This window comes from Cupriavidus sp. 01L415 (assembly GCF_056400065.1).
Genome location: NZ_JBFTSP010000044.1, coordinates 1 through 24,559 on the forward strand (window position 1 = coordinate 1; position 24,559 = coordinate 24,559).

Sequence of the window (24,559 nt, forward strand, 5' to 3'; positions counted from 1 at the left end):
TTTAAGTTTGCCCACCGCGACCTCACCGCCCCACCCTGCGCCAGCCTCAGGCGTCAACGGCCAGCGCCACCGCCCCACAGCAACCCCACAAAAACATCCAACCCCGCACAAAAAGCACGCTCGGACTGACATTTGAATTTAGCGGACGGTGAGACGTTTCAGAACCGCCTAGACATTGCTTGTGGTGGCTAAATTCAGATGTCCGCTTCCAGCCGAATCAGAATGTCCTCTGGCAAGACCTATACTGGTAGCGCCTGAGCAGGAACCGGAGCGCGCCATGAAGGCTTCCGGACCTCGTCCATGAGAGCAAAAGCGTGTGGGAACAGGGTTTCCCACACATCACCCCTCAGCTCGACTTTCATGCCCACAGCCCTCCCCGAGTCGCCATCAGCGACTTCGCAAGCGACCGGACGTTCTTCCAGATCTCGGCGGGCTTCCGTTGTTGCCTGGCGGCGACCTCAGCCACCACTTTGGTCACCAGTTGCAGAGGTGCCTCGTCAAGGACCTGGGCGATATGGGGGCGATACTCGACAGGTGCCTGGCCAGTGGCAAGCGCCTGCTCTAGCTCCTCAGGCGTGAGAGCGCCCGAGTAGCTGACATTGGCCCCTTTCGCGGCCATCCAGAGGGCCCGAGTTGGCTTGCCCATAGCTTCCCTGGCCACCTCTGGGTCATTGACGTCCAGTGACAGTCCAAGCACATCCAGCAACTGACTGAGCGACGTGAGCGTCGCATTGACGCCGCCATGCTCGATGCCGTTGAGTGCCTGCCGCGACAGTTTTGCCATGTCGGCGAGTTGTTGCTGAGTGAGACCCAGAGCAATCCGCTTGCTTCGGATCGCGGCTCCAATGATTGCAGGATTCGTCATCGCGGACTCCCTTCTTTGTCAAGTATAGACGACAACCATTGGCGCGCGGAATACAGTGATACTGTCGCCATATATGGCTGCCCGCGCCGGCGCTTCTGGTGGGACGCAGGATCGAGGGCCAATCGGGGTGGGGTCACGCGTTATCGGCCTTCCTGCGAAGCCTGGAGCCTGCCAGGTTCGACGCATATCCGCTGCCGATGTCGTTCATTGGCGACCATATCGGCGCCCTGCTGACATTCATTGCGCAGGATTTCAGCACGCCGCTTACCAAGCTACCCAAGCGCGATAGCGGCCTGTTCGAGCGGATACGCGATTGCATGTACCAGCAGTCGAGTCATGCACGTTGTGTGCAGCGGACGTTGCGGCCGCGGTAGGCGTGTCACTGCGGAGCCTGCACCACTGCTTCGCGCGCTTTGACACGACGTTTGGCGACACGCTGATGAAAATGCGTTGCGCTCACGCTGTGCGAATGCTCGAATCGCCGATTTTCAGGCGCCTGACAATCGCCGAGATCGGGCGCCGCGCCGGCTTTGTCGATGCCTCACATTTCACACGAACGCTGCATGCACGCGTGGGCCGCAAGCCGTCGCAGATTCGTCGCCAGTGTGGCGCTCCGGACGCGCCTCACAATGTCACTCAGGAGGACTGATCCGTGACATCCATCGTGACGTGGTCCACCCGCGCCGTGCCCCGTGCGCAACGGCTCGACTATTTTGCCGACGCGCTTTCGTCGGCGATCGCTTCGGCGATGCCGGAATTACCCAGTGGCAATACGATGGCGCCTTGCGTTGTCATTGGCGAGCGGGCCGCGTCGCTAATTCGGGAAGCTCGCGCTTAATAGAAGCTTGGAGGCGGTCCCGCCGGCCGTTTCCTGTTGCCGGGCGCCGAAGACATCGCGTTCGTCGGGCGATGCCGAAATGTTCGGGCGATCGACGGACCCGGGGCGCCGGTTGCGGTGCAGCAAATCCTGCGGTGCCGGCGACACCGTGGTCTAGGATGACGGTAGGGGTTCCTCACGGGGACACATCGTGAAGCCATCAACGCTCGTCCTGTCCAACTCGATTTCAGCCCTGTTGCTCGGCTGCATTTGGCCGGTGGCCGGTGCAGCCGAGGGCTATGAAGTGCGCCGGGCCGCCATGGGCAGGGACATCGCCGCCACTGCGGCGACCGCCGGTGTGAGCAGTGGCAGAAAAGCCATCGACCCTCGCGTCATGGCGGTCATCGAGCAGGTGCCGCGTCACGAGTTTGTGCCGGACGACCAGAGGCCCTTCGCCTACGAGAACCGCCCGCTTCCCATCGGACATGGCCAGACCATCTCGCAGCCCTACATTGTGGCCCTGATGACAGACCTGATGATGGTCAAGCCGGAGGATGTCGTGCTCGAAGTCGGAACCGGCTCGGGCTATCAGGCCGCGGTACTGGCCGGGATGGCGCGCACCGTGTACACGATCGAGATCATCGAGCCGCTGGGATTGCAGGCGTGCGAGCGCCTGACGCAGCTGGGCTACGGGCAAGTGAAATGCAAGGTGGGCGACGGTTACTACGGCTGGGATGCCCATGCCCCCTTCGACGCGATCATCGTTACCGCCGCGGCCAGCCATGTGCCGCCGCCCCTTATCCGGCAACTGAAGCCTGGCGGCAGGATGGTGATCCCGGTGGGCGCGCAGTTCCTCACTCAATACCTGTTGCTGGTCGAAAAGTCCGGCGACGGCACGGTCTCGACGCGACAGGTCCTGCCAGTCAGGTTCGTTCCGCTGGTCGGCGGGCACTGACGCGGCGGCGATTCACGGCAGTCGTGCGGCCGAATGGCGCCAGGCATCATGCTCCGTCCCCCACTGCTCGCCCTCGCCGTGCTGTCGGCCGCCGCGCTTGGTTACGAGGTGCTGCTGATGCGGCTGCTCTCCATCATCCAGTGGCACCACTTCGCCTACATGATGATCAGTGTTGCGCTGCTGGGCTATGGCGCGGCCGGCGCAGGGGTGGCGATGATGCGGCACGCGTTTGCGCCCCTGCTTGTGCGCCATTTCGTGCAGGTCTTCGCGGGCGGCGCGGTGCTGTTCGGCATTTGCGCGATTGCCTGCTTTGCGCTGGCCCAGCGTGTCGCCTTCAATCCGCTGGAGATCCTGTGGGATCCGCGCCAACCGCTACGGCTGGTGGCGGTCTACCTGCTGCTGTTCGTGCCCTTCTTTTTCGCTGCCGTGAGCGTCTGCCTGACCTTCACGTGTTTCAACGAGCAGATCCATCGCGTCTACAGCTTCGACATTCTCGGCGCCGGGTTCGGGTGTCTTGCCATCATCGCCGTGCTTTTTGTACTGGATCCGGCCAACGCGCTGCGACTGGTGGGCGGTGCAGGCATGGCGGCGGCAGCGCTGGCCGCATTCGAGTGCCGCTGGCATCGACCCTGGCTGCCGGTCGCGCTGATTGGGGCTGCGCTCCTGCCTGCGGCGCTGCCAGATGCGTGGATCGCGCTGCGGCCGTCCGAGTACAAGGAACTGAGCCAGATCCTGCGCATCGGGAATGCCCGCGTGGTGGATCAACGCTCAAGTCCACTTGGCACGGTAACTGTGGTCGAGAGTCCGTCGATCCCATTGCGGCACGCACCCGGACTGAGCCTCAATGCCACCATGGAGCCGCCACCGCAACTTGCGATATTTACCGACGGCGACGGGCTCAGCGCGCTGAATCACTATGACGGGCGGCGCGAACCGCTCGCTTACCTGGGGGACCTGACCTCTGCCCTTCCCTTTCACTTGCTGGACCGCCCAAAAGTGCTGGTGCTGGGGAGCGGTGCCGGCGCCGACGTCCTCCAGGCGATCTATCACCACGCCAGTTCCGTCGATGCAGTGGAACTGAATCCGCAGGTGATCGACCTCGTGCAGCGCCGCTTCGCCGCATTCTCCGGCAAGCCCTACAGCGCGCCGGGCGTGCATGTCTTTGCCGTCGAGGCACGCGGCTTCCTGGTCGCCGGGAATGGGCACTACGACCTCATCCAGGTGGCACTGCTGGACTCGTTCAGCACCTCGTCAGCGGGCCTGTACGCGCTCTCCGAGAGCTATCTCTATACCGTGGAAGCGTTCCAGGAGTACTTGCGCCATCTGAGGCCCGGTGGGCTGCTGGCGATCACAAGATGGGTGACATTGCCACCGCGTGACATGCCCAAGCTGCTTGCCACCGCCGTGACCGCCATGGAGGACGCCGGCGTGCCCCAGCCCTCCCGCCGGCTGGCGCTGATCCGGGGATGGAAAACCGCCACGTTGCTGGTCAAGAACGGAGACTTCGTGGCGTCGGACATTGCCGCCTTGCGCATGTTCTGCACTGCCCGCTCTTTCGACACCGAGTACTACCCGGGCATTCAGGCGGCGCAGGCCAATCGCTTCAACGTGCTGGAGGCGCCCGAGTTTTTCGAGTCCGTGCAAGCGCTGCTTGGTGCTGACCGCGATGGCTTCTTTGCGCGCTACAAGTTCGATGTGCGGCCCGCGACTGACGACCGGCCGTACTTCTTCCACTTCTTCAAATGGCGCTCGCTACCTGAACTGCTGTCTCTGAAAGCACAAGGCGGGCTGCCCTTGCTCGAATGGGGCTATCCGGTGTTGGTTGCCACACTTCTGCAGGCCACGTGCGCGGCGTTGCTGCTGATCCTGATACCGCTCTGGGCGATGCGGCGCTGGCCGGCCGCGAGGCGAGCACCGCCACAAGCCTCCACGGCGCATGCCATTGACGATGCCGCCATCCCGCCTTCCATCTGGCGGATCGGCGTCTACTTCCTTGCGGTCGGCTTTGCCTTCATGTTTGTCGAGATCGCTTTCATCCAGAAGCTCATCCTGTTCCTGAGCCATCCGCTCTATGCGATCGCGGTCGTGTTGTCCGCGTTCCTCGTCTTCGCCGGGCTGGGGAGCCGCTATTCGCGCCGCATGACAGCGCGCTACCACGACGATCGGAAACGTCCGGTCGAGGTGGCCGTCGCTGGGATCTGCCTTGTCTCGCTGTTCTATCTGGGAGCCTTGCCACACCTGTTCAGGCTGCTGATTGCACTACCGGATGCCGGCCGGATTACCGTATCCATCATGCTGATTGCGCCGCTGGCCTTCCTGATGGGAATGCCATTTCCGCTAGGTCTTGCCAACGTCGCGCGGCACGATGAAGCGCTGGTGCCCTGGGCATGGGGCATCAATGCCTGCGCTTCAGTGGTGGCGTCGGTGCTTGCGACCCTGATGGCGGTCCACTTTGGATTTACCGCGGTCGTGCTGGCGGCGCTGCTCCTGTATATCGCCGCGGCCACCGCCTCCACCTGAGTTGTGGGTCTTGCGCGTCGCCAGCAAACCTTGCCGCCAAACGTCCCACCCTGCGCCGGTCTCAGCCGCGTCATGCCGCAGCCATCGCCCTGCAAGCCACTCCTACAGCACCCATCGCACCAAACTGCTCGCCCCGGCCGAGGTTCGAGCCTGGCTGGGTGCGCACCATTTCAGAACGTCGTGGACGTCGTCCTTCAAGGCGAAGGGACGGCGCCGCCACAATCATGAAATTTGCCGTTGCTGCATCGCAACATGATATGTACCAAGCGCTTAAATCTGAATTCAGTATGTTTTAATTCTTCCACGCAGCGGTTGTTGCTGCACCACTTTAGCGCCGCTGCGCGAAACCGGACCGACGCCCCCGCCGAGATCCGGTTTTTTTTTCGTCCAACGATTTCGCTGCCCTCTCTTGCGGCGCGCAATGGCGCCGCTTTGGGGTGCCTGCAAGCCCGTCGGTCACTCACTCCTTGTGCGCAAGCGCGGCTTCCGGCGCGCGTCGGAAGCTGATAGCAAGGCGATTGAACGCATTCATCAGGCTGATGGCCATCGTCAGATCGGCCAGTTCCTTCTCGCTGAAGACTGCCGCGGCGGCCGCGAACGCATCGTCGGGGACATGCGTATCGGCGACGCGCGTCACGGATTCCGCCCACGCCAGCGCCGCCTTCTCGCGGGCGCTGAACAGGCTGCCCGCTTCATGCCAGGCTTGCACCAGCGCGAGTTTCTCGACCTTGACGCCCTTCTTGAGGAGGTCGCGTGTGTGCATGTCGAGGCAATAGGCACAGCCGTTGATCTGGCTGACACGCAGGTAGACCAGCTCGACGAGTACATCGTCGAGGCCCGACTGCATGATGTAGCCGTAGACACCGCCAAAGGCCTTGACGCCGCCCGGGGCAGCTTTCGTGTAATCCAGTCTCATTTCGACACCTGCTTGTCGATCGTGGTCAGTTCCTTGTCGTCGGAATCGACGATGAAGACGGCGAGCAGCTTGGCCGGTTTGGTCTTGCTGGCGTTGCGACTGACGGGATGACTTGACCCTGGTTCCTCGTAGAAGCTTTCGCCCGCCTTGTAGACGCGTTCCGGCTGGTCATTGACCTTGCTTGCGATGCTGCCCGACACGACGTAGGCGTAGATGAACGCGGACTTCGCGTGGACGTGCGGCAATGATGCGCCGCCCGGGGCGTAGTCCACTTCCAGGGCAACGAGCGATTTGCCGGGGATGTTCGGGATGGTGTGGGCGAAGTTCGGCTTGACCGACTCGCCAGTCCCGTGGGCGGTGGCAATGCCTGCGAAGGCGATGCCTGCTGCGGCCAGCAGTGCGCCAGCCCAATTCTTTCGATTCATGTCTACTCCAGCTCGAATGAAACTACGCTTAACTCAGTCGTAGTTAAGATAGACGAAGTCGGAGAATAGTGCAAGCCGGGGCGAGAAGAAATGGAAAAGCGGGGTCGCCAAGGGACATGGGTGCCGCAACTACGACACAATCTGGCGCAGGTTCGTCCCTCTGGCTTGCTCAATCCGCTGGATGTGGGCCCGGCGCTCCAGTCTGGCGTCGCGGGGATCATCGTGTCCAATCATGGTGGCCGCGACGATCGATGTGCTGCCGGCGATAGCAACCGCGGTGGCCGGCGCCGTGCCGGTCTTGCTCGACGGCGGCGTCCGGCGCGGCACGGATATCGTCAAGGCGATGGCGTCGGGCGCCGCTGCCGTCCTGATTGGCCAGCCTGTCCTTCATGCCCTGGCCGTGGGCGGCATGCCTGGCGTGGCGCATATGCTGACGCTCCTGCAGACCGAGCTGGAGGTCGCCATGGCGCTCATGGGCCGACCCTCCCTGAAAGACATCGATCCGACCGCGTTGCTTGTCAGTCGACCATGACGACATGACAAATGCCTTCCGGCAGGGCCGCCCTCCGCTCACCGCGACCGCCCTGTCCCCTTCAAAGCCCTCATTCCGCACAAGAATCGCGATCGGGCCGGCGTTTTGATAGCCGGATCCGGGGGCTTCGGCATACGGGTAAATACTGGATATTGGTAATACCAGTTTACCTGTTGGGAGGGCTGACCTAGACTGCGTTGACTCGGCATGCGTGCGGCGCGGCAGTGTGGTCGCGGGCATCCGGATCTGCACCCCTACAAGAAGCAGAACGCAGGAGACCCGAGTGAACGACGACGACAATCCGCCGAATCCGCCCAGGCGCCGCAGCCAGGCCTGGTTCGGCCGGCTCGACCGCGACGGGTTCATCTACCGCTCGTGGCTGAAGAATCGCGGGATTCCGCACGACCAGTTCGACGGCCGTCCGGTCATCGGCATCTGCAATACCTATTCCGAACTCACCCCCTGTAACTCGCATTTCCGCACGCTGGCCGAGCAGGTCAAGACAGGCGTGTGGGAGGCTGGCGGGTTTCCGCTGGAATTCCCCGTCATGTCGCTCGGGGAAACCCTGCTGCGCCCGACTGCCATGCTGTTCCGCAATCTGGCCAGCATGGACGTGGAGGAGTCGATCCGAGGCAATCCCATCGATGGCGTGGTGCTGCTGATGGGCTGTGACAAGACCACGCCGGCGCTGATGATGGGCGCCGCCTCGTGCGACCTGCCAGCCATCGGCGTCTCCGGCGGGCCCATGCTGAGCGGCAAGTTTCGCGGGCAGGAGCTGGGCTCGGGCACCGACGTGTGGAAGATGTCAGAAGAAGTCCGCGCCGGCCATATGTCGCAGGAAGACTTCTTCGAGGCGGAAAGCTGCATGCACCGGTCGCACGGCCATTGCATGACGATGGGCACCGCTTCCACCATGGCCTGCATGGTCGAATCGCTCGGCATGAGCCTGCCGGGCAATGCGGCGATTCCCGCCGTGGACGGCCGCCGCAACATCCTCGCCCGCGCGTCGGGACGGCGCATCGTGCAGATGGTCAAGGACAACCTCGTGATGTCGAAGATCCTGACCCGCGATGCTTTCGAGAACGCGATCAAGGTTAACGCCGCGATCGGGGGCTCGACCAACGCGGTGATCCACCTGCTGGCCATCGCCGGGCGCATCGGCGTGGAGCTGAACCTCGACGACTGGGACAAGCTCGGCCACGCCCTGCCCTGTCTGCTCGATCTTCAGCCATCTGGCCGCCACCTGATGGAGGACTTTTACTATGCGGGCGGCCTGCCGGCTGTGATCCGAGAACTCGGGCCCGTGCTGGCGCGCGATGCGCTGACGGTCAACGGCAAGACGCTCTGGGAAAACTGCAAGGATGCGCCCAACTGGAACCGCGAGGTCATCCACGCATTCGATGCGCCCTTCAAGCCCGGCGCGGGCATCGCCGTGCTGTACGGCAATCTCTGCCCGGATGGCGCGGTCATCAAGCCTTCGGCCGCGACCCCGGCGCTGCTCAAGCACACCGGGCGTGCCGTGGTGTTCGAAGACAGCGAACACATGCACGCGCGGCTTGACGACGAGTCCCTCGATGTCGACGAAACCTGCGTGCTGGTGCTGAAGAACTGCGGCCCGCGCGGCTACCCGGGCATGGCCGAGGCCGGCAACATGCCGCTGCCGCCCAAGCTGCTGCGCAAGGGCATTACCGACATGGTGCGCATATCGGACGCGCGCATGAGTGGCACCGCCTATGGCACGGTGGTGCTGCACGTGGCGCCGGAGGCGGCCGCCGGCGGTCCGCTGGCACTGGTGAAGGATGGAGACATGGTGGAGCTCGATGTGGAGGCCCGCAAGCTGCATCTCCATGTCGCCGACGAGGAACTCGCCCGCCGGCGCGCCGCCTGGCAGCCCCCTGAACCGCCGATGGAGCGCGGCTGGACCCGGCTCTATTTCGATCACGTGCAGCAGGCCAACCGTGGCGCCGATCTCGATTTCCTGGTCGGCAAGAGCGGTGCCGGCGTGCCGAAAGACAACCACTGAACGCTGAACGACAAGACAAGCCCCGAAAACACCGCCCGTCCGGCGCGGTGCGCGACACAAGGAGACGCGACGCATGGCATCGGTACAGATTCGCGCAGTGGAGAAGTCTTTTGGCGGCACGCAGGTCATTCGTGGCGTGGACATCGATATCGCAGATGGCCAGTTCACGGTGCTCGTCGGCCCGTCCGGCTGCGGAAAATCCACGCTGCTGCGCATGCTGGCCGGCCTGGAGGAAATCACCGCAGGCGATATCCTGATTGGCGACCGCGTGGTCAACCAGCTGCCGCCCAAGGAGCGCGACATCGCGATGGTGTTCCAGAACTACGCGCTCTACCCGCACATGTCCGTGTACGACAACATGGCCTTTTCGCTCAAGCTTGCGGGCATGCCCAAGGAAGCGATCCGGCAGAAGGTGGACAAGGCGTCAAGCATCCTGGGCCTCGGCCAGTTGCTGGATCGATATCCGAGACAACTCTCCGGTGGCCAGCGGCAGCGCGTGGCCATGGGGCGCGCGATCGTGCGCGACCCGCAGGTTTTCCTCTTTGACGAACCGCTGTCCAACCTGGACGCTAAGCTGCGCGTGCAGATGCGCGCCGAGATCAAGGAGCTGCATCAGCGGCTGCGTACGACTTCGGTCTATGTCACGCACGACCAGATTGAAGCCATGACCATGGCGGACCAGATCGTCGTGATGCGCGACGGCCGCGTGGAACAGCGTGGCCGGCCCCTCGACCTATATGACCATCCCGACAACCTGTTCGTGGCGGGCTTTATCGGGTCTCCGGCAATGAACTTCATCCCCGGCACGTTGCGCCGCCAGAACGGGCAGGCCACGGTGGAGTTTGCCGATGGCACGCGCCTGCCGCCGCCGACGCGCCTTGGCGCGGACGCGGGCACGGACGGCCAGCGTGTGATCTACGGCGTGCGGCCCGAACACCTGGGCTATGGCACGCCCGGCCAGGGTTTTCCGACCAGCGTTTCGGTGGTGGAGCCGACCGGCGCCAATACCGAGGTGTATTCGCGTTTCGGCGAAACCGAGTTCATCTCGGTCTTCCGGGAGCGCCACGACTTCGCGGCGGGCGAGGCGTTGCACCTGGTGCCCGATCACCAGCACACCCACCTGTTCGACGCCGAATCCGGACAGGCCCTTCCCCGGCATTGACAACAACAGCAGGACCAGTACCGCGGCACCACCCATGACCATGGAGGAGACGAAGCGATGAGGACCCCCAGCAACATCACGAGACGCGATTTCCTGGTATCCACGGCGGCGGTCGCCGCCACCACGGCGCTGGGCGGCAATGCCTTCGCCGCGCCGGCTGCCCTGCAATACAAGCCCGAAGCCGGCGCCAAGCTGCGCGTCCTGCGGTGGAAGCGGTTCGTGCAGGGCGATGAAGACCTGTGGAATGCCAATACGAAGAAGTTCTCGGAGCTGACCGGCGTCGAGGTGCGCGTCGACAACGAAGGCTGGGAAGATGTCCGCCCCAAGGCCGCCGTCGCGGCCAGCGTCGGCACCGGGCCGGACATCATCCTGGGCTGGTTCGATGATCCACAGCAGTACCCCGACAAGCTGGTCGACCTGTCCGACCTGGCCAATTACCTCGGTGGCAAGTACGGCGGCTGGTACGACGTGTGCAAGAAGTACGGCATGCACAGCGGCAAGTGGATTGCGCTGCCGCTCGGCGTGGTCGGCAACGCGCTGGTCTATCGCGAGAGCCATGTCAAGGCTGCCGGCTTCGACGCCATCCCCAAGGACACCGCGGGCTTCCTGAAGCTGTGCCAGGCGCTCAAGGCCAAGAACACGCCCCCTGGCTTCGCGCTGGGCAAGGCCGTGGGCGACGGCAACAACTGGGCGCACTGGCTGCTCTGGTCGCACGGCGGCATGCTGGTGGACACCAAGGGCAAGGTCGTCGTCAACTCGCCAGAGACCTGGGCCGCGCTGGAGTACGCCAAGCAGCTCTATGCCACGTTCGTGCCGGGAACGCTGTCCTGGCAGGATCCGTCGAACAACAAGGCCTTCCTCGACGGCCAGCTCAGCCTGACCGCGAATGGCATCTCGGTCTACTACGCGGCCAAGAATTCGAAGGAGCCCAAGATGCAGGAGATGGCGCGCGACATCCAGCACGCGCACTTTCCTGTCGGCACGAGCGGCAAGCCCACCGAGCTGATGCAGATCACGCAGATGATGGTGTTCAAGTATTCGAAGTTTCCGAACGCGGCCAAGGCTTACCTGCAATTCATGATGGAGCCGGAGCAATACAACCCGTGGATGGAGGCCGCCATCGGCTACGTCAGCCAGCCGCTGAAGGCCTACGAATCGAACCCGATCTGGACGGCCGATCCCAAGCACACGGTCTATCGCGACGCGGCCTCGCTGATGCTCGACAACGGCCACGCCGGCCCGCTCGGTACGGCGTCGGCGGCGGCAATGGCCGACTACATCGTGCTGGACATGGTGGCCGAGGCAGCCAGCGGCGCGAAGACGCCGAAGGAAGCCGCCGCACGCGCCGCGCAACGCGCGGAGCGTTACTACAAAGCGTAGAGGTCGCCTCGAAGAGATCCTGAAGCAACGTCTTAGTCATGCAGGAACCGCTGCGGAGATCCCAGGACGCCGCAGCGGCAGTCGACCAGGAGCCTCATGTTGTCCCGCCTGTCAAACAACCGTCATGCGCTCGGGTTGCTGTTCATGCTGCCCACCGCGCTGTTGCTGCTGGTCTTCCTGACGTATCCGCTCGGGCTCGGCGTCTGGCTGGGATTCACCGACACCAAAATCGGCCGCATCGGCGAATGGATCGGCCTGTCCAACTTCAGCTATCTGGCCGGCGATTCGCTGACGCAACTGGCGCTATTCAATACGATCTTCTATACGCTGCTGGCCAGCGTGCTGAAGTTCGTGTTTGGCCTCTGGCTGGCGCTGCTGCTCAACCGGAACCTGCCGTTCCAGTCGTTCTTCCGCGCGGTGGTGCTGCTGCCGTGGATCGTGCCCACGGCGCTGTCGGCGCTGGCGTTCTGGTGGATCTATGACGCGCAGTTCTCGATCATCAGCTGGACGCTGGTCAAGCTCGGGCTGATCGACCGCTATATCGATTTCCTCGGCGACCCCTGGCTCGCACGTTTTTCCACCATCGCGGCCAACGTCTGGCGCGGCATACCGTTTGTCGCCATCTCGCTGCTGGCGGGCCTGCAGACCATTTCGCCCACGCTGTACGAGGCGGCCTCGATCGACGGCGTGACGCCGTGGCAGCAGTTCCGCTATGTCACCCTGCCGCTGCTGACGCCGATCATCGCGGTGGTGATGACGTTCTCCGTGCTGTTCACCTTCACGGACTTCCAGCTGATCTACGTGCTCACGCGTGGCGGCCCGCTCAATGCCACGCACCTGATGGCCACGCTGTCCTTCCAGCGCGCGATCCCGGGCGGTTCGCTGGGCGAAGGCGCGGCGCTGGCCACGATGATGGTGCCCTTCCTGCTGGCTGCCATCCTGTTTTCCTACTTCGGGCTGCAGCGGCGCGCCTGGCAACAGGGAGGCGACAAATGAAAGCCAAGGCGGCCAATACCGAGCAACAAGGGATGGATTACCTGCAGTCGGTTCCACGACGCTGGGTCACCCTCTACATCCCGCTTGGCGTCTTCGTGTTCGTGCTGCTGTTTCCGTTCTACTGGATGACGATCACGGCGTTCAAGCCGGATGGCGAGTTGCTGATGCAGAGCGCCAACCCCTTCCTGGTGATGGCGCCGACGCTGGCCCACTTCAAGAAGCTGCTGTTCAACACGCCTTACCCGGCCTGGCTGCTCAACACCGTGATTATCTCCACGGTGTCCACGTTCGCCTCGCTGGCCGCGAGCGTGCTGGCGGCGTATGCCATCGAGCGCCTGCGCTTCCAGGGCGCCAAGCAGGTCGGGCTGGCCATCTTCCTGGCTTATCTGATTCCACCGTCCATCCTGTTCATCCCGCTGGCGTCGATCGTGTTCCAGCTCGGCCTGTTCGATACGCGCTGGGCGCTGATCCTGACCTATCCCACCTTCCTGATTCCCTTCTGCACGTGGCTGCTGATGGGCTACTTCCGCTCGATTCCGTACGAGCTTGAGGAATGCGCGCTGATCGACGGCGCCACGCGCTGGGAAATCCTCGTCAAGATCATCCTGCCGCTGGCCGTGCCGGGCCTGATCTCGGCAGGCATCTTCGCGTTCACCCTGTCATGGAACGAGTTCATCTACGCGCTGACGTTTATCTCGTCGTCGGAGGTGAAAACTGTTCCCGTGGGCATCGTCACCGAGCTGGTGGAAGGCGATGTGTACCACTGGGGAGCCCTCATGGCGGGCGCCTTGCTGGGGTCCCTGCCGGTGGCGGTGATCTACTCCTTCTTCGTCGAGTACTACGTATCGGGGATGACCGGGGCGGTGAAGGAATAGGTTCCACGCCCACAGTCTGCATGTGCCACTCCTGACTTTGCAGACGAATTTCCACGCGGCGAGCCCCGCGGATTGGCTGCGCCCGCGCCGCGCGTTTACCTACTATGGACAGACCAGGGCCACCCCGGCCTCGCGCGCATTGGGAGATCCGCCATGCCAACTGCCTCGATCGAAAGCGCCAGGACATTTCTCCTCGACGTGAAGCTGCCGCCCGTAGACCCCGATACGAGCCCGATGCTGCTCGATGCGGAAGCCCCCGCATTTGAAGCGGACAAGGACCAGGCTGTCGTGGTGGGCTCCGGCGTGCTGACCTTTGCCAAGGGCGTGCCGCCCGAGCGGCGCAGCGCCGTGGCCAACTCGCTGCTGCTGGCGCAACTCGTGGCTCGACGTGTGGTCGGCGATCCGTCGAACGTGGATGCCTGGTACAAGGAATACGTGTCGGTGCTGGCCAATATCGGCTGGCTGGTGGAAACGAGCACTGCCACGAAATACGTGGAAGGCACCCAGAATTTCGAAACCCACAAGGCGATCATGTCGGTCGCGGCATTGCTGCTCGGCCCCGGGGCGCCGGGTGCACTCGCTCTGGTCAATACCACGCTGGACGCGCTGGCAAGCATGGACGACACCAAGCCGTGGATCACAATCTTCAGCCGCGAGACGCGCGCCGCCAACGTCTCCAGCTTCCAGGTCGCGCTGGCGGAGCAGTCGCCGGACGGCCACTTCGTGGTCTCGATGATGGCGTTTGCGCTGAAGGCCGGCTCGGCGGTGACGCAGGTGCTGTTCTTCAAGGCCAAGAAGAATGACGTGGAGCTCACCCACTACGATTCCAAGGCCGAAATCAACCTTGCGGTGCTCGACGCGCTGGAGCCCGAACTCAGCAATCGCGTCGCGCAGCACAGCAAGTCCTTTATCAGCCAGCTCCCCGACCTGTAGCCGCGCGGATGGCGCGTGCGTCATGGCGTCTGCCATGGCGTACGCCGCTTATCGCGTCGGAATCGTCGTGACGCGGAATCCCTGCTGCGTGGCGAGGGACACGAACGCAGCGGTGGTGTCCGCACCCGGGCGCGCCACGCCCTCCCACACGGCAAACGCATGCAGGGCCGCCATGGGTACGAAGGTGCCCGCCAGTGCGCTGGCCTGCGCGATGATCGCGGCATTGGTTGCAAGATAGTCGCGTTCGTCGTCCCCGGAGCCGGGCAGCGTCACCAGATCACCGTCCTGCACGGCCTTGTCGATATGGCGCGTGAAACTGGCCATCCACTCGCCCGGCCGGTCGTGCACCGACGTCTCGGCAAAGCGGTGTGCGTCGAACGGCAGCACGATGCGCCGCCGGATCCGGCGTATGGCGGCCGTATCCAGTGCGATGAGGTCCGCCCCGCAGGCGGCCGAGCACACCAGCGCCACCGCCTGCACGCGTTCCAGCTCGGCGGCAATCCGTGCCGCGACGTGCTCGACGTTGGCCAGGGGAAAGCGCGACAGGATCGCGTCCGCGGCATCGATACGCCGCCCGGCCAGGGCGACTACCGCGTGGACTGGCGATGCCGCCGGCGCTGTGTGGCTCACGCGCGCCTCGCTCCGCCGGCTTCCGCCCAGCGCTCCAGGCTCTGCTGCAACCGCAGCGCCGCCGCCTTCTCCGCCGGCTCCGCTTGCAGCATGTATTCAGACAGCACGAAATCGGCCTGGTCGCGCACGGTACGCCAGTTGTTGATGGCGGGCAGGCGGCTCTGCAGCTTGCCGAGGTCATTCAGGATCGATGGCAGGTCCCGCGCCAGTGTTCGCTCGGCGGCGCAGCGGTAGACCCATATCTCCGTCAGCGCGGAGCGGCTCCAGAAATCGGGCTCGGCGTTGTTCCGCTCCGGCGACGCCCTGACCAGGCCCTCCCAGTCCGCCTGATAGTCGCCCGGGGTGCCTTCCATCCAATGCGCCACGAGCTCCGCCGAACACCGGTTGATGACCGCGTAGAACGCATTGCCCGCGCCCTGCGCGATGCCGGCCGCCTCGGCAGCCCGGTACAGGCGCAAGGCCTCGGCCACGGCAGCGATTTCGGCTTCCCGACGGCCGGCAAAGCGCTCCACCATCGCCAGGCGCTTGCTGGCGGAGCCGCACAGCGCCAGTCTTTCCATCGACGAATGCAGGGACACCAGCCGCGCCAGGCTGGCCGTCGTCTCCACCAGCTGCGCACGCGAGGCATCGATGACCGGCTGCAGCAATGCGGCTTGCGGCGCGCTACCGGGGGCCGACTGCGCGCTGGCCCGTGCCGAGGCATCGCGCACGCGCTGCAGTGCCAGCCGCACCTGCATATTGGCCAGCTGTTCCGCCGCGTACATCGTCGCCTTGCTGTCGATGGCGGTGACGGCCTTCTGGTACCACGCCACGGCTTCCTCCAGGTCGCCGGCTTCGCGCCACGCCGTGGCAAACGCTTCCGCCACCGCGCCCATGCGCTCCCACCGGGGCTCGGGCTGGGCAAACTTGCGATACAGATAACGCAGGCGCTTGCAGGACTCGTCGATATCGGCGCCGTTGACGCGCAGCTCGGTCTGGACCTGCTCGATTGCCAGCAGCAAGCCGTGCGGCGATGCGATCACCGAGTACGCCGCGGCGAATCGGACTTCGTCCTCCACGGCAGGGTCGCCGGCGCCACGGTCCTGCCGGTCACGCCATTCGGGCAGGCACCAGTCCGCATCGCCATAGCACTGATAGGCGGCCCACGTATTGCTGCGAGGGTTGGCGCGGTAGGCGGCCTCTCTGGCGATCGCCACCGCATCCAGGAAGCGGCGGCCATTGAGCAGCGCCTGGTAGAAGCTGGTGGCGAAGGTCTCGGCCGCCGCATCGTCCACCGCCCATCCCGCCGCCACCACGCAGCGCACGCCGATCTTGATCAGGCCGTCCGCCACGCTTGCCGCGAAGTACGGGCGATGAAACGGCGCGGCGGGTCGGGTCTCGAGCAGCGCAGCGGTGTCGGTATGGGCGAGGTAGCAGCAATTGACGAAGACCAGTTCCGGCACGCGCTGCATCTTGGCGAATTCCTCCGGCCCCAGGAAGGTCCCGTTCGACAGCACGATGCCGCCGGCCCGCGTCGCGCTATCGGTATGTGGCGTGGCGGCCGCTGCGCCCGAATCGCCACCCCCTGCCCCGCCCCCACCTACGGTTTCGACGGCTGGCTGCCCGTGCGCGGCAATGTGGACGATGCCCCAGTCGGTGTCCAGCAGCATAGCCACCACCTTGCGGGCATCGGGCCCACGGTCCGTATCGGTGGTGCCGACGAGCGTCTCGACGCGGCTCACCCCGCCGAAGTTGCCCGACAGCAGTTTGGAGACGGCGCGCGCTTCCCGCCGTGCACCCGGCAACAGCGGATAGCGCGGATCATCGGAACAGGGATCGCCGATGACAAGCATCGGCGCCAGCCGGGCGGTGTCTTCCACCTGCCGCCGGAACTCCTGGGTCCGCAGCTTGCGCAGCAACTTGGCGCGGATGGCCCACGGCTTGTACTCGACATCCTCGCTCGCGTCCGCATCTCTGCCGCTGTCCAGCAGCTCCCACGGAATCCCCGCCGTGCCGGCATCCAGTTCGATCTGCATCTCGCTGGCGCCAGCAAGGAACGGCCGCATCTCCAGCGGCACCAGCAGCTTGAACAACGTGCGGCCCACGCTGGCGTCGTCACCGGTGTTCGACGACGCCACGGTCACCAGCTCGCGCAGCAGGCGGCCCTGGGCCGCCACCGCTCGCACCTCGGTGCGCGCGCGCCGGGTATCGAGCGTATAGACGATGGACGAGTCCCCGTTCTCGTCGGTCTGCGTCACGGCCGTGATCAGGTCGAAATCCGCGCCCCGGTAGCTCGATTCGAGCGGACGCAGCAGCGCGCCAGTGCTGCCACGGATGTAGCGCCGGATGTCATAGCGGCCCGGGCACGCCTGATCCAGCAACTGCAGCGCGCGCCAGGCTTCCGACGCGCGGTCCAGGAACAGTTCGACCAGGCTGAGGCGCTCCACGTACGGCCATCCTGCTGCCGCGAGCAGGCGGTTTGCCTCGCACACGCCCTCCGCCACGGAGCGCGCCGCCTGGCCTGCGGACATGCCCGTGCCGCCGCTGCCGACCAGCGATGCGGCAACCGTAAATGGCGCGTGCACGACGGGCGCGTCGTCCGCTGCGGGGGTGCTCTCGGCAAGGTGCTGCGCCCAGGCGATCACGCCAAGACGCACGGTAGCGGCTAGTCCGCTGGCGCGCAGGTGGCCCTCATCGCCCAGTCCCACCACCACCACGCCGCTGGGGCGCGGCATGTTGCGCAACGGATTGATCTTGTCCGCCGTGGCATTGACAAAGACCTGCTGCGTCTTGAGGTCGTGCGGGTAGCGTCCAAGCCGTATCGACATGGACATGGCGCTGCCCATCAGCCAGTCCATCACCGCCTCGGTGCCCGCCAGCGCGCTGCCACGGTAGTGGCCCACGAGCACCGGATCATCGGTGAACATCAGGTTGCCGTTGACGACTTCCACCCTCAGCGCGGCGATCTTCAGCGCCGAGGCCGTCGCGCCGGACGGTACGGGACGCTTCTGCCCCAGCGTCATGCGCGGGCCGGGCGGGTCGCCGGCAGCGCCCCGCATGGGCCCCGCCGCCCCCGATCCCACCCCGGCCTGCCGGGCGGCCCTGAGCCGCATGGCACTGTCCTGACGCTTCATGTTCACCTGCCGGGGGTCGGCGCCGCGCTATATCAATGCCGGCCGGATGGCCGTGTCCGCGTCGCAATACACGGCATACAGGAGGCCCATCGGGTTGCCGTGCTGCTCGAGAAACTCGCGGCGCAGTCCGAGCACCGCTTCGCCCAGTGGCTCGCCGGCCAGGAAGCGCTCGAAGAAGCGGCCCGCCCATTCCTTGGCGAACAGCGCTGGTGTCTTGCATTCCGTGCCAATCACGCCGCGCGCGCCCTTATCCATGAAATACGGCGCAAAGCCGTCGTAGAACGTTGGCGACATCTCCGCGGATTCGCAGGCATTGATAAACACCAGCGGCTTGCCGGCGAGCCTGACATCGCGGGGCGCGCGCAGTTCAAGGTCATTCAGGCTGATCAGCTCCTCGTTCAGCGCCAGGCTCGACGCCCCCGGGCCGCCGGCCTCGGTCAGCCCCTTGGACACGGCGTGGCAATAGAGGTAAAGGATCTGGTCCGGCGTCTGCGGGTCTCCCAGCGCGCCGATGAAGTCGTCCGGCGTGGCACGATCAGTGACGCGCACGCCGATGCGGCCCGCACGATCCGTCCAGAACGCGCGCTGCGACTGCACGAAGTCCGCCCCCATCTGCGCGTCGATGCCGGCGTTGAAATTCAGGCTCACGCTCAGTTGCGGCGCGCTGGCGATCTCGGGCTCCATCACCGCCATCGGGTTCTGCAACGGGATCTGCTCGACGATATGCCGCATGCCGAGGAAGTTGTTCCAGTCGAGCGGCACCTTGCCGCTGACATCGCCCATGTAGAGCAGCGACCACGGAATCGGCAGCGTCTCCGCAACGATCTGGATCTTGAGGCGCAGCCGCGGATCGGTGCTCAGCTGGCGCAATGCCTTGCCCACGGCGCGCACGTCGTCGCCCGCGCCCGCGCCTTCGAACAACTTCATCATCAGCAGCGCGCCGGTGCGCGCCATGATCTGCAGCGCCTTGTCCGTGGCCTCCTGGGGAATGTCGATGCCGCGCTGGAACAGGTACTTGCCCTGCGCGTCCTGATACATCACCACTTTCATGAGGTCGGCACGGGCGCCGACGATAAACGTATCGATCAGCCCCGGCGTGATCGGCAAGCGCACCCGCGTGGCCACCGGCCCGCACACCACGCACTCGTAGCTGTTGCCGCTGCCCGGGTAGATCTGCAGGCTCAGGTCGCGCGGCTGCAATACCGCGATGCCGTCCAGCGACCGCCCGCGCGTGGTCACCGCCGCCGGCGTCCCCGGCTGGCCAACGGCAAAGACGAGATCCATCTGCTGGATAAACTGCCCGTCCTTTAGGATCGTCGCCTTCAGGCTGCACGGACCGTTCTTCAGTGGGGAGACATCGAAGCGCGCCTTGGTGAAGCTCTTGCCGGTGCGCGGTACGCGGATCTGGCCGACGTGGCCGGAGATGTCGAAGTCGTCCGTATCGACCTGTACGGTCAGCACGATTTCCCGCGCATCCGGTGCGAACAGGCCCTCTTCGACAAACGCCACGGCGGCCGCCGCCGTAGCACGCTTCACTTCGTCGATGTCGAACGCGAGCGTATACCACTGCCCCTGCACGATCGGCGCACCCGCATCGACGCCCTCGAAGCCGGCGTTGATCCAGCGCGGCTGGCCTTGCGGCGCGACGGCCGCCGGGCCCGGTGTGGCGGCGGCTGTCGGTTCGTCGATGCCCAGCAAGCCGCCTTCGAAGCCCGCTTGCGGTGGTGGTGGAGGCGCTGCCTTCGCGCCACGCGACACACTGGGAGGCGGGCTGGCCGAGATGCCAGCCGACTCGCCGTGCAACGCGCCGGGGCCGTCGAGCCCAGCCGGTGGCGGAGGTGGCGGCGACGCTGAAGCCGGAAACGGCACGCCGGGCGACAGGATGTGTCCACCGCCGCCGCTCTCGCCGCCACGATTGGCCTGATTGGAGAGCCCGGCGATTGCCGCTGCCCAGAATACGTGCGCGACTTCCGGATGCGCGATATCGCTGTGCGCGCCGGCCGGACCGTCACCATTCTTGATGACGTTGCTCGCTTCGAGATTGAAGATGCGCCCTTCGCTGAAGTCGTAGGGCAGGTCGACCGAGGCAATGGGCATATCCACCGTGGCGGGCTCACCCTGTATGCCAAAAGCGCCAATGCCACCGTACTTCGGGAAATCGTCGCCCAGCAGGAACTGGCCCTTGACGCCCGCCCCCAGCGGATAGAACTTGCCGACGGCGGAATCGTGTACGGAGCGGGTCGTGACCAGCGGGCCGCGCACCAGGTGTTGCTCAAGGATGCGCCGGAAATACCCGGGCGTGCCCGGCGCATAGGGCACATCGGCCGCATAGGCCCACAGCGACAACGCCCCCTGCACGAGGAACAACGTGTCGACGGGGCGGCGCAACGCGGGCGTGCCGGCGCCCCCGGCGACCATGCCGGAGACGACGATGCAGCCAAAGCTGTGGCCCATCAGATGGAAATGCGCATCCGGGCTGGCCACCTGCATCGCATCCAGCAACGCGTGGGCGCCGGTTTCGCCGAACATGCGCGCGCGGTCTTTCATCTTCCAGAAGGAAAGCTGGCGCAGCGGCGAGAGGATGGCCTCCTTGATCTTGCCGCCGATACCCAGCAGATGCGGCGCGCCGGCACCGCCGCCATCACCGGCCTCGCCGGATTCCGACTGCGTGACAATGGCCTGCGGGTCAAAGCCGTCCTGATCCGCGCCAGGGCGCCCGCCCGAGCTGCCCGTACGCAGACCCGACACGTTGAACAAGGTGGCGAAGTCGTCTTCGATGGCGGGCGTCAACGTGGGCGTGTCCGCGGTGTCCGCGAAGCTGAGGATGCGGTCGATCGCGGCGCGTGCTTCGGGGCCATCGCCAAGCTGCGAAGCCAGCATGGCGATATCGGCCTCGTGATCGAGCGACAGCACGGCCGCGCCATCGGGCGGCACGGTTTCCATGCCCCACGGCAAGCTGGGCCAGTGCAGGCCGATCAGCATGGGATTGAAGCCGGGGCGGCGGTCGGCCATGTCGCCGAGGTCGGCACCGCACGACGCCATCGCGCTGATCCAGTTGTCATACTGGGCGATGGCCGCGGGTACGTCGCCCTGCCAGCCGTGACTGGCCACGAAGACATCGGTCACCGGTGCGGTCCGGTCGGCCAGGCGGGCGCGAATCGCGTCACTGAGCAACGTTCCGTCGGCCTCGGGACGCTCCTTGCCGGCCTCGTCAAACAGGATCAGAAAGTAATCGATGTCCGTACCGGAGATCTGGCGAATCGGCATGTCCCACTCCCTGTAGTGTCCGCCTCGCGACGGGTGCGCACTTCTCCGGCGCGCATGGCACTGCGGCAGCGCTCAGGCCAACCCTTGCTCAAAGAGCAACGCTTCCAGGTCTCGCCGGCGCAGCAGTCCGGCCATATCCGGATTGCCTGCCCACAGCCGCTTCATGGCGCGGATCTGCGCGGGGATGTCCGCGAGCTGCTGCTGCGCGATGTCGTCGCGGATCGCGCGCATTTCCTTGTAGCGGTCACCGTCCGCATTGAAAGAGGCGCCACGGTTGTACGCCAGCGACACCAGTGCGCCGAGGCAATCGGGCGACAGGTTCTCCGCGCCCGGCGGCAATGCAGCCAGCGTGCGCGCCACAAAACGCGGGATCACGGTCTTCTTGAAGACCGCGTCCGCGGGCGCGAACGGCACGTCCACGGATTTCACCTGCGCGAGCATCTGGTTGGCCGTGTCGCCGGTTTTTCCACAGCACGGCGTCAGCGCAGCGACCGCTGCCGCACCGATACCATCGTTCCAGTCGCGGGCGAGCACATCCGCCGTGACGTAGCCGATGTCGTAGCCGATACCGATCGTGACGCCCGACTTGCCCTTGGGCCAGACGGGATGGCGGTATAGCTTGTTGTACGTGGCTTCGCTGCTGATCTCGAACGCGATGATCATGTCCATCGCACGGTCCGACACGGTGGCGGTGCCAAGCAGCAGCGGTGTTTCGGGCGACGGATTTTCGTTCTCGAAGAGCTTGCGCTCCTCGTCGAGAGAAACGTCGGGTGCGAGCAGGCCGGGCGTGCGGATCGTCTCGGCCAGAAGTTCGTCAAAGGCAGTCATGCGAGCCTCCCATGGCCTCATCCCACTTGACCGGCGGGCGTCTGACAAGACCAAGCATAGGCGAAAAAAAGCGCGCGACAATGCCGTTTTTGTCGTTTTTCCAGGTGTGGCAAAAACGCCTACCTTCCGGTGCCTGGTGGCCCGGGGAAACGCAGGTTATCTGGCGGCAGCGCGATTCCTTACCAGACTGCACCAGTGTTTGGGGTCCTCGTAGCCGGTCGCACCCCAGATGGCCTTGTGATAGTCGCCACAAATCAGCGGCTTCACCTTGCTGAAATCGACATCGTTGTACAACACGCCCCACAGACAATCCCTGCCGTCATAGGACATGCATGCCGGATCGCCGCTTGGCATCACGGTGAACAGCACCTTGCCCGCGTTGGGTGGCGGGAAATTTCCCATGCGCCAGCGCAGGCTGCGCGGCGGCGGCAACGCTTGCGTGTCGGTGCTGGTGGCAGTCTCCTCGGCGCGGCCAGATGCCCCCTGATAGGTGTTGGCCGGTGCTTGCGAAGGGTTGGCTGGCGTTTCTGCCTGTTGTGTTGTTTCAGGGGTACTGGCGACTGCCTGATTTGGCTGATTTGCCTGATTTGTCTGATTAGGCGAATCGGAAGGTGCGACCGGCGCTGCGGGTGTGGCAGCAGTTGGCGCCGTCACCGGTGCCGTGTCGGCGACGATGAGATTGGAGTCCGTATGGCCGCCATCGCTGCCGCGGTTTGCCAGATAGATTCCAAGGCCAATCACCACGACGGCGGCAGCCGCGCCCGCCATCAGCATGCGCGGCGGTGGCTTGCGCATGCCGGGTTGCGCAATGAGCGGCGAGATTGCCGGCTGCGCGCCGGTGGGTGGGGAAGATGCCGTCGGGCCCGGCGGAGTCGAAGGCGTCGTGGGGGACGCTGGCCTGGTCACCGGGGACGGCTGCTGGCCGACCGCTGCGGAGGCATTGGATTCGGGCTGCGCGACGCTCGTCGTGGCACCAGCCGATGGTGCGGCCACGTACGGCCGCAGGGCATTGAGCAGCACCTGTACGTCGGATGCCCAGCGTGCATGCGTCAGCTCCACGCCGTTGCGGTAGGCGAGGTCGGCGAGATCCTCGGGCAGGTCATCCGATCTCGGCATGCGAGCGCCGTGCACCAGAACCGGTACGACCGGGATATCGCGACGCAGCGCCGACGCAGTCTCCAGGCGAACAAAGTCCGCGGCGTCATCGAGCCGGCGCGTGCCCCGTTCGTCCACCGCGGCCAGCCAACCCTTGCCGATCACCGCCAGCAGCACCGCGCAGGACGACACACGCTCGTCGATGACTCGCCGGAAATCACGGCCGGGCTCGATGCCTGCCACGTCCATGAAAACGGCTTCCGGGCCGAAATGCTCGGCCAGATCGTCATACAGCCGACCCGCCTGGCCTTCGCTGTCCTCGCGCCGATAGCTGATGAAGATGGCTCCCATGCGTGCCTCCGGGGCGGATCCCGCACGTCGGGATCCTGTGTCGTCTCAATACTAGAGCGACTTGCGCGGCATGCAAGGAGCGAGGCACATCGAAGCCAATGCAGGGCAGCGCGTGGTTGGCGCCGGAATTTCGGATACATGACTGCGCCACACACGCAATTTCATGGGTGGAACGGCGCGGCCTTCGGGGGGCCGTGCATGGGCGGCCGCCGACGTGCTTGCCACTTCAATTGCGGCGCTGGCTGCCCGCCAGGCCGCGCCAGTCTTGACACTATGATTTTCATAGTTATACTGGGCTGAATCGATCCATCGTTCAACAGACCTCCAGCCGGCCGTACCCATGTCAGATTCACTTGCCTCCGCAACGTCGCCCGGGATGTCCCGGCGCCAGGTTTTCCTGATGGCCCTCTGCTGCGCGCTGGCCGTCTCTGCCATCTACTATCACCAGCCGCTGCTGCCTCAGATGGCGGCGGGGTTTGGCGTGACATTGGCCGACGCTGGTCTTGTGGCAACGCTCACCCAGCTTGGATATGCAATAGGACTGCTGTGCTTTGTTCCGCTTGCCGACGGCATTCAGCCTCGCAAGCTGGCGTCGCGGCTGATCGTCGGGAATGCGGTGGCGATGATCGGGTGCGCCATCGCGCCAACCTTCCCTGTATTGGTGGCGTGCAGTTTCATGGTCGGCATGACGGCGGTCACGGCTCAGATCATCATCCCCGCCGTGTCCGGCTGAGCTTTACCCACAAGCTTGGCTCGCTATCCCGAATTAAAGATACGGAACATCTCTGTGATTTCGTGCAAGACGAGGAAGCCTCGCCAGATGACGGTAGCGCCGGGCGGAGGATCGTTGCGGCGATTCAGGTAGCCGCCAAGGGT

At 65.0% G+C, this 24,559-nt stretch carries 18 protein-coding genes and 1 pseudogene; 11 read left to right on the forward strand and 8 right to left on the reverse strand.

Annotated elements, in window-relative coordinates:
• Nucleotides 1-358: 358 nt before the first annotated feature.
• Complete coding sequence (locus tag AC1DOX_RS29265) at nt 359-865, reverse strand: helix-turn-helix domain-containing protein (protein WP_441624106.1); 507 nt, start codon at nt 863-865, stop codon at nt 359-361.
• 376 nt (nt 866-1,241) lie between these two features.
• On the opposite strand from AC1DOX_RS29265, the gene AC1DOX_RS29270 reads away from it, so the two are divergent.
• From AC1DOX_RS29270 to AC1DOX_RS29280, 3 genes are all read left to right on the forward strand, one after another.
• Nucleotides 1,242-1,514, forward strand: coding sequence for a helix-turn-helix domain-containing protein (locus AC1DOX_RS29270; protein ID WP_441624108.1), 273 nt, complete (start codon nt 1,242-1,244; stop codon nt 1,512-1,514).
• Between the two features lie 487 nt (nt 1,515-2,001).
• A complete protein-coding gene (locus AC1DOX_RS29275; protein ID WP_441624137.1) occupies nt 2,002-2,637 on the forward strand; it encodes a protein-L-isoaspartate(D-aspartate) O-methyltransferase in 636 nt (211 codons plus the stop codon).
• Between the two features lie 48 nt (nt 2,638-2,685).
• A complete protein-coding gene (locus tag AC1DOX_RS29280) occupies nt 2,686-5,157 on the forward strand; it encodes a spermidine synthase family protein (protein WP_441624110.1) in 2,472 nt (823 codons plus the stop codon).
• Nucleotides 5,158-5,617: 460 nt separating this feature from the next.
• Here the strand turns inward: AC1DOX_RS29280 and AC1DOX_RS29285 are convergent, their stop codons facing one another.
• Both AC1DOX_RS29285 and AC1DOX_RS29290 read right to left on the reverse strand, forming a co-directional pair.
• The gene (locus AC1DOX_RS29285; protein ID WP_441624112.1) at nt 5,618-6,073 is read right to left on the reverse strand and encodes a carboxymuconolactone decarboxylase family protein; all 456 of its coding nucleotides are present in this window, start codon (nt 6,071-6,073) and stop codon (nt 5,618-5,620) included.
• Nucleotides 6,070-6,498, reverse strand: coding sequence for a cupin domain-containing protein (locus AC1DOX_RS29290; RefSeq protein WP_441624114.1), 429 nt, complete (start codon nt 6,496-6,498; stop codon nt 6,070-6,072). Before AC1DOX_RS29290 ends, AC1DOX_RS29285 begins: the two co-directional genes overlap by 4 nt.
• A gap of 162 nt (nt 6,499-6,660) precedes the next feature.
• On the opposite strand from AC1DOX_RS29290, the pseudogene AC1DOX_RS29295 reads away from it, so the two are divergent.
• The 7 genes and pseudogenes from AC1DOX_RS29295 to AC1DOX_RS29325 all read left to right on the forward strand — a co-directional run.
• A pseudogene (locus tag AC1DOX_RS29295) lies at nt 6,661-7,030 on the forward strand (alpha-hydroxy-acid oxidizing protein); the annotation flags it as partial.
• A 283-nt stretch (nt 7,031-7,313) separates the two neighbouring features.
• A complete protein-coding gene (locus AC1DOX_RS29300; RefSeq protein ID WP_441624116.1) occupies nt 7,314-9,053 on the forward strand; it encodes an IlvD/Edd family dehydratase in 1,740 nt (579 codons plus the stop codon).
• A gap of 73 nt (nt 9,054-9,126) precedes the next feature.
• Entirely contained in the window at nt 9,127-10,215 is a 1,089-nt protein-coding gene (locus AC1DOX_RS29305; RefSeq protein ID WP_441624118.1) for an ABC transporter ATP-binding protein, read from the forward strand.
• Nucleotides 10,216-10,272: 57 nt separating this feature from the next.
• A complete protein-coding gene (locus tag AC1DOX_RS29310) occupies nt 10,273-11,595 on the forward strand; it encodes an ABC transporter substrate-binding protein (RefSeq protein ID WP_441624120.1) in 1,323 nt (440 codons plus the stop codon).
• Between the two features lie 96 nt (nt 11,596-11,691).
• The gene (locus AC1DOX_RS29315; RefSeq protein ID WP_092141566.1) at nt 11,692-12,591 is read left to right on the forward strand and encodes a carbohydrate ABC transporter permease; all 900 of its coding nucleotides are present in this window, start codon (nt 11,692-11,694) and stop codon (nt 12,589-12,591) included.
• A complete protein-coding gene (locus AC1DOX_RS29320; RefSeq protein WP_441624122.1) occupies nt 12,588-13,466 on the forward strand; it encodes a carbohydrate ABC transporter permease in 879 nt (292 codons plus the stop codon). Before AC1DOX_RS29315 ends, AC1DOX_RS29320 begins: the two co-directional genes overlap by 4 nt.
• Nucleotides 13,467-13,619: 153 nt before the next feature.
• Nucleotides 13,620-14,399 carry a hypothetical protein gene (locus tag AC1DOX_RS29325; RefSeq protein ID WP_092141554.1) on the forward strand — a complete coding sequence of 260 codons (780 nt, stop codon included), beginning with the start codon at nt 13,620-13,622 and terminating at the stop codon, nt 14,397-14,399.
• Between the two features lie 48 nt (nt 14,400-14,447).
• Here the strand turns inward: AC1DOX_RS29325 and AC1DOX_RS29330 are convergent, their stop codons facing one another.
• The 5 genes from AC1DOX_RS29330 to AC1DOX_RS29350 all read right to left on the reverse strand — a co-directional run bounded on the left by AC1DOX_RS29330 (nt 14,448) and on the right by AC1DOX_RS29350 (nt 23,683).
• Entirely contained in the window at nt 14,448-15,029 is a 582-nt protein-coding gene (locus tag AC1DOX_RS29330) for a hypothetical protein (RefSeq protein ID WP_441624125.1), read from the reverse strand.
• Entirely contained in the window at nt 15,026-18,142 is a 3,117-nt protein-coding gene (locus AC1DOX_RS29335; protein ID WP_441624127.1) for a CHAT domain-containing protein, read from the reverse strand. The genes AC1DOX_RS29330 and AC1DOX_RS29335 overlap by 4 nt, the downstream gene beginning before the upstream one ends.
• Nucleotides 18,143-18,169: 27 nt before the next feature.
• On the reverse strand, nt 18,170-21,409 hold the full coding sequence (locus AC1DOX_RS29340) for a CHAT domain-containing protein (RefSeq protein WP_441624129.1): 3,240 nt from the start codon (nt 21,407-21,409) through the stop codon (nt 18,170-18,172).
• A 72-nt stretch (nt 21,410-21,481) separates the two neighbouring features.
• On the reverse strand, nt 21,482-22,237 hold the full coding sequence (locus tag AC1DOX_RS29345) for a lysozyme family protein (RefSeq protein ID WP_441624131.1): 756 nt from the start codon (nt 22,235-22,237) through the stop codon (nt 21,482-21,484).
• A gap of 156 nt (nt 22,238-22,393) precedes the next feature.
• Nucleotides 22,394-23,683 (reverse strand): toll/interleukin-1 receptor domain-containing protein, encoded by a 1,290-nt coding sequence (locus AC1DOX_RS29350; RefSeq protein ID WP_441624133.1) that lies wholly within the window; start codon nt 23,681-23,683, stop codon nt 22,394-22,396.
• A gap of 340 nt (nt 23,684-24,023) precedes the next feature.
• Here AC1DOX_RS29350 and AC1DOX_RS29355 point away from each other — a divergent pair, with 340 nt between their 5' ends.
• Nucleotides 24,024-24,416: an MFS transporter gene (locus AC1DOX_RS29355; protein WP_441624135.1), complete on the forward strand. Its 393-nt coding sequence runs from the start codon at nt 24,024-24,026 to the stop codon at nt 24,414-24,416.
• Nucleotides 24,417-24,559 lie beyond the last annotated feature (143 nt).